This window comes from Protofrankia coriariae (assembly GCF_001017755.1).
GTDB classification, from domain to species: Bacteria; Actinomycetota; Actinomycetes; order Frankiales; family Frankiaceae; genus Protofrankia; species Protofrankia coriariae.
The window spans coordinates 88,403-97,570 of sequence record NZ_JWIO01000009.1; the positions used below are offsets into that span (position 1 = coordinate 88,403).

General features: G+C 71.9%; 8 protein-coding genes. 6 read left to right on the forward strand and 2 right to left on the reverse strand.

The window, feature by feature from the left end; translation table 11 throughout:
* The first annotated feature begins 69 nt into the window (after nt 1-69).
* On the forward strand, nt 70-2,223 hold the full coding sequence (locus FrCorBMG51_RS07870) for a bi-domain-containing oxidoreductase (RefSeq protein WP_476742130.1): 2,154 nt from the start codon (nt 70-72) through the stop codon (nt 2,221-2,223).
* 133 nt (nt 2,224-2,356) lie between these two features.
* Here the strand turns inward: FrCorBMG51_RS07870 and FrCorBMG51_RS07875 are convergent, their stop codons facing one another.
* A complete protein-coding gene (locus tag FrCorBMG51_RS07875) occupies nt 2,357-3,052 on the reverse strand; it encodes a class I SAM-dependent methyltransferase (protein WP_052914461.1) in 696 nt (231 codons plus the stop codon).
* 100 nt (nt 3,053-3,152) lie between these two features.
* Between FrCorBMG51_RS07875 and gmd the strand changes: the two genes are divergently transcribed.
* Nucleotides 3,153-4,178 carry a GDP-mannose 4,6-dehydratase gene (gene gmd / locus FrCorBMG51_RS07880; RefSeq protein WP_047222425.1) on the forward strand — a complete coding sequence of 342 codons (1,026 nt, stop codon included), beginning with the start codon at nt 3,153-3,155 and terminating at the stop codon, nt 4,176-4,178.
* Nucleotides 4,179-4,272: 94 nt separating this feature from the next.
* Here the strand turns inward: gmd and FrCorBMG51_RS07885 are convergent, their stop codons facing one another.
* On the reverse strand, nt 4,273-5,364 hold the full coding sequence (locus FrCorBMG51_RS07885) for a glycosyltransferase family 4 protein (RefSeq protein WP_175648302.1): 1,092 nt from the start codon (nt 5,362-5,364) through the stop codon (nt 4,273-4,275).
* Between the two features lie 662 nt (nt 5,365-6,026).
* On the opposite strand from FrCorBMG51_RS07885, the gene FrCorBMG51_RS07890 reads away from it, so the two are divergent.
* The 4 genes from FrCorBMG51_RS07890 to FrCorBMG51_RS30850 all read left to right on the forward strand — a co-directional run bounded on the left by FrCorBMG51_RS07890 (nt 6,027) and on the right by FrCorBMG51_RS30850 (nt 8,816).
* Nucleotides 6,027-6,797 (forward strand): class I SAM-dependent methyltransferase, encoded by a 771-nt coding sequence (locus FrCorBMG51_RS07890; RefSeq protein WP_047222427.1) that lies wholly within the window; start codon nt 6,027-6,029, stop codon nt 6,795-6,797.
* 653 nt (nt 6,798-7,450) lie between these two features.
* Nucleotides 7,451-7,963: a DUF362 domain-containing protein gene (locus FrCorBMG51_RS30840; protein ID WP_476742131.1), complete on the forward strand. Its 513-nt coding sequence runs from the start codon at nt 7,451-7,453 to the stop codon at nt 7,961-7,963.
* Nucleotides 7,960-8,397 (forward strand): DUF362 domain-containing protein, encoded by a 438-nt coding sequence (locus tag FrCorBMG51_RS30845; protein ID WP_476742132.1) that lies wholly within the window; start codon nt 7,960-7,962, stop codon nt 8,395-8,397. Before FrCorBMG51_RS30840 ends, FrCorBMG51_RS30845 begins: the two co-directional genes overlap by 4 nt.
* On the forward strand, nt 8,337-8,816 hold the full coding sequence (locus tag FrCorBMG51_RS30850) for a DUF362 domain-containing protein (protein ID WP_235433412.1): 480 nt from the start codon (nt 8,337-8,339) through the stop codon (nt 8,814-8,816). Before FrCorBMG51_RS30845 ends, FrCorBMG51_RS30850 begins: the two co-directional genes overlap by 61 nt.
* The last annotated feature ends 352 nt before the right edge of the window (nt 8,817-9,168 follow it).

The following is a 9,168-nucleotide window of genomic DNA, read 5'->3' on the forward strand; positions in this document are numbered from 1 at the left end:
CGGGCCCGCCTCGGCGGGGACATCCCGCTCGGCTACAGCGCGGCCGGGACCGTGCTGGACGTCGGGGAGATGGTCGACGGGACCGGCATCGTGCCCGGGCAGCTCGTCGCCACCGGTGGGGCCGGCTGGGCGAACCACGCCGAGGTCCAGGCGGTGCCCGGTCTGCTGTGCGTGCCGGTGCCCGCCGAGGTACCGGCCGCGGACGCGGCGTTCGCGACGGTGGGCTCCATCGCCCTGCACGGGCTGCGCCTGGCCGACGTCGGGCCGGGCGCCAAGGTGGTGGTCGTCGGGCTTGGCCTGGTCGGCCAGCTCGCCGCCCGGATCGCACTGGCCAGCGGATGCGACGTGGCCGGCATCGACGTCGCCGACCTGCCGCTGGCCGCGGCCGACCGGGCCGGCGTCCTCACCCTGCGTGAACAGGGCGAGGCCACCACGGCCGCGGTGCTGCGCTGGGCCCGTGGGCGGGGCGCGGACGCCGTGCTGGTCTGCGCCGCCACCCGGACGTCGGATCTCATCGGTCGGGTGCCGGCGCTGTGCCGGGACCGCGCGACCGTGGTCGTTGTCGGGGACGTCGGGCTTGAGCTCGACCGCACGCCCTTCTACGACCGGGAGCTGTCGGTGCGCTTCGCCCGCTCGTACGGTCCCGGCCGCTACGAGCGGGCGTACGAGGACTGGGGGGTGGACTATCCGGCCGGTCAGGTCCGCTGGACAGAGGGCCGCAACCTGGAGGCCGTCGTCGACCTGCTGGCCACCGGCCGGCTGAAGGTCGATGACCTGGTCACACACAGTTTCGCCGTCGACGACGCCGCGTCCGCCTATGCTCTGGTCGAGAGCCGGAGCGAGCCATACCTGGCGATCCGCTTCGACTATGACGTCTCCCGGACACTGCCGGAGAGCATCGTCCTGCCGTCCCGGCGCGGGCAGCCGGGACGGCTGTCGGGGCTGTCCGGGCTGCCGGGGCCGTCCGGTGCCTCCCGGTTGTCCCTGCCGCTGCGGCTGCCCGGGTCCTCCCTGGCGGCCGGGCTCTCCCGGGTCCCCGGGCTGCCCGCCCTCCCCGGGCCTGCCGGGGCACGCCGCGCCGCCCGCGCAGGCGACAGCGCACACGGCGACAGCTCACACGACAACGGCGCACACGGCGACGGTGCACACACCGACAGCACACGGGACGCCGGCCGGCGCTACGGCATCGGCTGGATCGGCGCCGGCGCCTTCTCCGCCACCGTGCTGCTGCCCGCCTTCCGGGCTGCGGGCTTCGACCGCTTCGTCACGGTCGGCTCGGCCGGTGGGTTGCGCGCCCGGCGTTTCGGGGAGCGCGCCGGCTTCACCCGGATCGCCGGCAGCCCGGACGCCGTCATCGACGATCCCGACGTCGACGTGGTGGTCATCGCGACCCCGCACGACGCCCACGCGGACCTGGTCGTACGGGCGCTGAAGGCCGGCCGGCACGTCTGGTGCGAGAAGCCGCTGGCGCTGTCCTTCGACGAGCTGCGGGCGGTGGCGGACGCCGCCCGCAGCGCCGACGGCGTCCTGTTCACCGGCTTCAACCGGCGCTGGTCACCCGCGGCCCGGCTCGCCCGGGAACAGCTCGACGCCCGGACGTCCCCACTCACCATGATCTACCGGGTCGCGGCCGGGAAGGTCACGGACGGGCACTGGTACGCCGACCGCCGCCAGGGCGGACGGCTGCTCGGGGAGGTCTGCCACTTCGTCGACACCTGCACGTTCCTGAACCCTTCGGAGATCGTGTCGGTGCGGGCGCATCCGGCCGGACGTGGGGGCGTGCTGCTCGCCGACGACGTGACGGTCGTGCTCGGGCACACCGATCAGTCGGCCTCGGTGATCGTCTACTCCTCCGCGCGCCCGGCCGGCGTCGGCAAGGAGCGTCTGGAGGCGCTGGCCGGCGACACGCACCTCGTCCTCGACGACTTCCGGTCGCTGACCGTCGGTGGCCGCACCGTCTGGCAGGGACGCCAGGACAAGGGGCACGAGGCGGCCGTGCGCGAGTTCCACCGGCGGCTGCGCGATGCCGCCGACGGCGCGGCCGGGCAGGAGGACCTCGGCCTGGTCACCTCGGCGCACGTCCTCGCCGCCGCGGCGACGGCGACGGTGGGCGCGCTGGCAGGTCAGGCCGAACCGGCGGCGACGCCCACAGCGCTGGCGGGACCGGTGGAGCCCGCGGCGCCGACGCTCCCGTCACCAGCCTCGCTACAGGCACCGTCATGAACGGAGCACCGTCATGAACGCCGCCGCGAGCCCTGGCAGACCGGACGCAGCCGGACGTACCGTCGGATTCGGCACCGCCGCCGATGCCGCCGGTCGGTGCGCCTCCTTGCGGGCCGGGTCCCTGACCGGCGGGTCACGCCGCCCAGCTCGGCAGTGGCCGGGCCAGGAACACCGCCCGTGAGCACAGCAGGTTCGGCCGCCGTCGGACGGCCCACCGGTCGAGACGCCCGGTCACGTTCGATGGCAGAACCCCGTGCAGCCGCCGCCAGGGAAGCCCGCCGTCGGGCAGCGTCGTGACCACGTCCAGACCGCTGTCGCGAACCAGTCGCAGAGCAGAGTCGAAGGTAAAGAACCGCAGGTGAGCGGTGTCCATCACGCCGGTCCGGCTGTATTCGAACCGGCCGCGGACGAACCTGACCCGCTGGCTGTAGTGCAGGACGTTGGGCAGAGCCACCACCACCAGCCCGTCCCCGGCAACGACCCGCCGGGCCTCCGCCAGCAGCCCGGCGGGATCGGCGAGGTGTTCCAGGACGTGCGACAGCAACACCAGGTCGTAGGAGCCGTCCGCGGCGAAGGGCAGGCCCTTGGTGAGGTCGTACAGGTGGACGGTTTCACACACCCGCTCCGCCACTGCCAGTGCGGCCGGGTCGCTGGTGATCCCGGTGACGCTCCACCCGCGTCCGGCCAGCAGCCGCGCGCTGTCACCGGCGCCGCAGCCGCAGTCGAGTGCCCGGCCGGGCGCCCGGCGGATCAGATCGAGAAGGATCTTGTTGCCGGCGCCGCGGGATCGCGGATCGGTGGGGACCTCGGTGGACATCAGGGTGGACATCAGACTGTTCCCCTACGTGCGGTGACGACGGAACGATGCGTGTTCACTACTATGTGCAATATATCGTGCACTTGAAGTAACAGAAAGAGGGTGTCACCGCATGCCACACGCTCTGATCACCGGTATCACCGGCCAGGACGGGCTGTACCTGGGCGAACTCCTGCTCGACAAGGGCTACGAGGTGTTCGGCCTGGTCCGCGGCCAGTCGAACCCGAAGGTCGCCATGGTCGAGAAGACACTGCCCGGGATCCGCCTGCTGGCGGGCGACCTCACCGACCTGCCGTCCCTGATCGGCGCGGTCGAGGTCGCTCAGCCCGACGAGGTCTACAACCTGGGCGCGATCTCCTTCGTCGGCCTGTCCTGGCGGCAGGCGGAGCTGACCGGGGAGACGACCGGCATCGGTGTCCTGCGGATGCTCGAGGCGATCCGAATAGCCACCTCGGACGAGATGTCGCGCGTCCGCTTCTACCAGGCGTCGAGCTCGGAGATGTTCGGCAAGGTGCGCGAGACCCCACAGCGGGAGACCACCGCCTTCCACCCGCGCTCCCCCTACGGGGTCGCGAAGACCTTCGGGCACTACATCACCGTCAACTACCGTGAGTCGTACGGCGCCCACGCCGTGTCCGGCATCCTGTTCAACCACGAAAGCCCACGCCGGGGCACCGAGTTCGTAACCAGGAAGATCACCCGAGGGGTCGCCCGGATCGCGCTCGGGGCACAGGAGAAGATCGCGCTGGGCAATCTCGACGCGCGGCGGGACTGGGGGTTCGCCGGCGACTACGTCGACGCCATGTGGCGGATGCTCCAGCGCGACACCCCCGAGGACTACGTCATCGCCACCGGGGAGACGCACTCGGTGCGCGACCTGCTCGACGCCGCATTCGGTCACGTCGGCATAGCCGACTGGAGCCCGTACGTCGTCCAGGACCCGCGCTTCCTGCGGCCCGCCGAGGTCGACGTGCTCGTCGGGGACGCGTCCAAGGCGCGGGATCTGCTGGACTGGCGGCCGGCCGTCGACTTCCGCACCCTGGTCGCGATGATGGTGGACGCCGACCTGGCCGCCGCGCGTGGCGAGCTCGACCGTGAGCCCGTCCCCACGCGCGGCCACACCGTCCCACCAGGCTAGAACGGCCGCCGGGCCGCTACGCCGTCATCGCTTCACCACTTCGCCGCTTTGTCGCTTCGTCGCTTCGTCGCCGGTCCGCCACCATGCGGGACGGTCAGCTTGCCAGGGCGCCGGGACGAGCCCGCTCGGCCGGCGCCGGCTCGTCCCGGCCGAGGAGGAGCCGGCGGGTCTGCTCGGCGTAAGCGTCCGGATCGGTCACCGTCCGCGCCCATTCGCGCGCCCGCCCGCCGGCCTCGACCAGCCGGACCCGGTCCGCCAGCACCTGCTCCAGCAGCTCGGCGAGGGCCGAGGCGGACTCGTCCACCGGTGACCAGCCGGTCATCCCGGCGACATAGGCGTCGGACGAGCCGCCGGAGACCGGCGCGACGACCGGGCAGCCGGCGAGCTGCGCCTCGACCAGCACGATGCCGAAACCCTCCCCGCTGCTGGGCGCGCGGACCCTGGTCCGGGTGCACAGCGCGAACAGGTCGGCGGCGCCGTAGAGCCGCGCCAGTTGCGCGTCGGACGGCGAGACGTATAGTTCGGCGTCCACCCGGGCGAGCAGGTCGACGAGGTCGGTGGGTGCCGGGCCCTGCCCCGCCACGACCAGGCGCACCGCGCCGATGCGCTCACGTACCCGGCGGGTCGCCTCGACCAGCTCCGCCACGCCCTTGCCCCGCCACTGCGGCAGCCGGCAGACGGTGAGCAACACCGGGGTGCGGTCCGCCACGGCCAGCCGCGGCATGCTCAGCAGGGTCTGCCGCCAACCCGGGTCGATGCCGGGTGGCAGTACCGCCGGGACACCCAGCGACAGCATGGCGCCCGCGCTGAAACTGCTGATCGTCAGAGGGCGGGCTCGGGAAAGCCGGGTGAGCAGCGTCCGGCGCAGCGGCCTGGTCCCCCAGATGTCGGTGCCGTAGAACGCGACGAACGAGCGCGGCGGTCTGGCTGCCGCCGTGACCACTGCCGCCACCGGGACGAGGCCGGGATGCCCCACCAGCAGGCAGCGGATCGGCGCGTGCCGTCGCGCGGCGGCCAGGGCGCGGGCGGCGAAGACAGCCTTCGCGGTGAGGCTGGGACGGCGTCCGGGAGCAAGCAGATCCACCCTGCGCACCTGGGTGCCCGATCCGTCAAGAGCCTGCTCAAGTGTGGCGAGATAGCGCTCGATACCGCCGCCGAGCCCCAACGACGGCGCGAGCAGCAGCACGTCACCAGTCCGGCCGTCCTGCCGCACATGGCGATTGCGACTTACAGAGTTCTTCATGTCACACATTGTGCTCGAGAACCATTCCAAACCGACGACACCGACACACAGGTCCCGCCGTACACCGCAGCACCGTCCCGTGCCGTGCCGCCCCGTGCCGCCCCACCCGACGCAGCCCCGCGCATCCCGAGGCCGCGGGCCGTCACAGCGAGGGCTCGCCGAGGCGAGGAACGCCGAAATCTCCGCCGTTAGACTCTTAGAGTTACTAATCTGCTACTCTCAGCTCCCAAGGACCTCTGGCTACCCGGCGCAGACAGGACAACCGAGAGCGCTCGGGAGCGGGACGTCCGATCAGGGATCGGCGGCCGGATGGATGGATCGCCATGCGGAGGAGGGGTGCACCCCGGCTGCCGGGCGCCGACTGACAGCCGGGGCTGAAGCCGACTGACAACAGCCCGGGCAGGCGCGTCCCAGGGCGTCGCGAGCCGGGACGGTCCCTCCTCGGTCGTTCCCAGCGGTCCGGGGTAGCCGAGCCGCCGGGTCTACATCAAGTTGGCACTCACACGTACGGGAGAGCCTGTGGAATACAAGAGCGCCTTCGGGAACCGTCGTTCGGTCGCGGTCGGCGCCGCCCGACCCACCATGACGGACGACGGACGACGGCGATGACCGACCACCCGGCAGACGTGGTCACGATCCCCGCCAGGATCACGAATCTGCGAGACCGCATGTACGGCCAGTACGCCACCACGCACGCCGGTATCAGGGCTCCCACAGCGGACGACCTGGTCTTCCGCCAAGAGATCCGGGCCCATCTGCCCGCGGATCGTGACATCGACGTCATCGACATCGGCTGTGGGCAGGGGGCCATCGTCCGACAGCTCCTCGATGCCGGCTACCACCGGGCACGAGGCGTCGACATCAGTCCCGAACAGGTGGAACTCGCGCGCCAGGCGGGGCTCGGCCACGCGGTCGACGTGGGTGACGCGACGAGCGCGCTGCGGGCCGCGCGCGGTGTCGACGCCGTGATCGCCACGGACCTGTTCGAGCATCTGACCAAGCCCGAGGTGCTCGCTGTCTGGGATGCCGTCCATGCCGGGCTGCGTGAGGGTGGTGTGCTCATCGCGCGCGTACCGAACGCGGTAAGCCCGTTTGGCGGAAACTACCAACACGGTGACTTCACCCACGAAACCGCGTTCACCGCCAGAAGCGCCCGCCAGGTGGCCCGGACCGTCGGCTTCACGCACGTCGAGATTCTTCCCTGTGAACCGATTGTCCACGGCGCGCGCAGTGCGCTGCGCTGGGCGGTCTGGCGAGCGCTCAGCGGGTCGCTCTCCGTCGCTCTCGCGGCGGAGACCGGCGTGCTACGAGGCCATCTGTTCACCCAGAACATTCTGGTCGTCGCTCGCAGGGACGGCAGACGGCCCAATGCCTGACGGCACGCCGGAACACCATCCGGAGTAGCTGCCACGAACGCCGGGGAACGTTCGTTCCGCGACGCTTCCGCTGCCCGCTACCACGGCCTGTGACGCGCGACTTCCCGGGCCATGTGTCACACAGTCACCGACCACCCTTTGTCGCGCCCGGCGTCGTCAGCCCGTGGCGGCCGACGGCCAGGATCGACAGTCAGGATCGGTGGTCGAGGTCGACGGCCAAAAGGGTGGAGCACGTGTCGAACCCCTGAGCCCGGGCTCGCATGGTTGGGCCCAGACCCGCGGTGATGTGACGCACACGACCCAGTCATCGCTTTACGCATCAGAAGCGCTACTCTTAGTAGCGATACGCCATCGCTGACTATCTACCGACCACCCTTTCAAGGACCGGTACGTACGGTATCCGACCACCCCGGCCGTGGCGGCGCACCGCGACCACGGCCAGCGCTCCTACCGAGAAGGCTGGAAAGCCGGGAATGCCTGAGAACATCGCCTCCCAGTATCGGGTGGCAGTCACGCGGACGCGGGCGGCGTCATATCCGGACGTCGCGCCCTTCTCGCCGGACACCGCCTATCCCGAGTACCCGCACGGGCACCTCGGCCCGGCGACGAACCAGGTGTACTCCGGCGTCCGCCGGGTCCTGGCGCTGGCCGGTATGGACGCGGCACACGTGGACACCGCCCGCTGGAATCCGCTGGGTGACTTCGTCCCACCGGGTGGGACGGTCGTCCTCAAACCCAATCTGGTGCGTGAACATCACCCGTGGGATCCGCAGGGCTGGCGGTACGTGCTCACCCACGGCTCCGTGGTGCGTGCCGTCGCCGACTACGCGTTCGCCGCGGTCGGGGGCGCCGGCCGGGTGGTGATCGCCGACGCACCGCAGACCGACTCGTCCTTCGCCGCGATCGTGAGCGTGCTCGGCCTGGACGAACTGCGCCGGTTCTACCGGGAGCGCGGGCTGCGCCTCGACCTGGTCGACCTGCGCCAGGAGGAGTGGACCACGGTCGACGACGTCGTCGTGGCCCGCCGCCGCCTGCCGGGNCCCGCCGCCGCCTGCCGGGCGACCCCGGCGGCGCGATCGCCTTCGACCTGGCCGCGGCCAGCGAGTTCGCCGACCACGGCGGAGCGGGCCGCTACTACGGCGCCGACTACGACAGCCGGGTGGTGAACTCCCACCACAGCGACGGCCGGCACGAGTACCTGCTCTCCGGCACGGCCCTGCGGGCCGACCTCGTGGTGAACCTCCCCAAGCTGAAAAGCCACAAGAAGGCCGGGATCACCCTCGCCCTGAAGAACCTGGTCGGGATCAACGCGGACAAGAACTGGTTACCGCACCACACCGAGGGCCGGCCCGACACCGGCGGCGACGAGCATCCCAGCCGCAGCTCCCGGCACTCGCTCGAGCGGGCCGTGGCCACCAGGCTGCGCCGGGTGGCCATGCTCTCCCCCCGCCTGGGCGGTGGCGTGCTGCGGCTGGCCCGCCNGGCGTGCTGCGGCTGGCCCGCCACGGCGGCAGCCAGCTGTTCGGGGACGGTGACACCGTGGTACGCAGCGGTAACTGGTGGGGCAACGACACGGTGTGGCGCATGTGCCTCGACCTGAACAAGATCCTGGAGTACGGCCGGCCGGACGGCACCGTGGCCGACACCCCCGATCCGGACCGACGGCACATCGTCATCGTGGACGGGGTGATCGCCGGGCAGCGCAACGGCCCGATGAACCCCGACCCGCTGCCCGCCCGGTTACTGGCCTGCGGGACCACGCCGGCCGCGGTCGACGCGGCCGCGACGTACCTGTTCGGCTTCGACCCCGACCGGGTGCCGGTGGTCCGCCAGGCCTTCGCGTGCCGGAGCCTGCCGCTGGCCCACGGTGACTGGCGAGACATCGAGATCGTCTCTGACCACGATCCATGGCGTGGCGGCCTCGGATCGCTGCCGGTCGAGGCGGTCCTGCGGGCCGAGGCACACTTCGCCTGGCGGGGCCACGTCGAACACCAGCCACCCCCGGCGGTGCCCCGATGACCCGGGCACGGGCGGGTTCGGTGTTCGGGTCCCGGGCCGGCGCCGCCGCGTTCGACGCCGCCTGCGCCAGTCCGCTGGTGCGCGGCCACCTGCGCACGCTCGCCAGACTGGAGGCGGCCGAGGCGGCCGAGGTCCACCAGTGGCAGGTGTCCCGGCTGGCCCGCTTCCACCGGCGCTGGGGCCGGTCGGTGCCGTACTACCGGGCGCATCCGGAATATCTCCAGGCCTGTCTCCAGGGCCGGCTCGACGAGCTTCCGGTGCTGGGCAAGGAGACCGTCCGCGGCCTTGCCGGCTCCTTCAGCAGCCCGCGGGTGCCCGCCCGGCGGGTCACCACCGGCGGCACCGGCGGGCG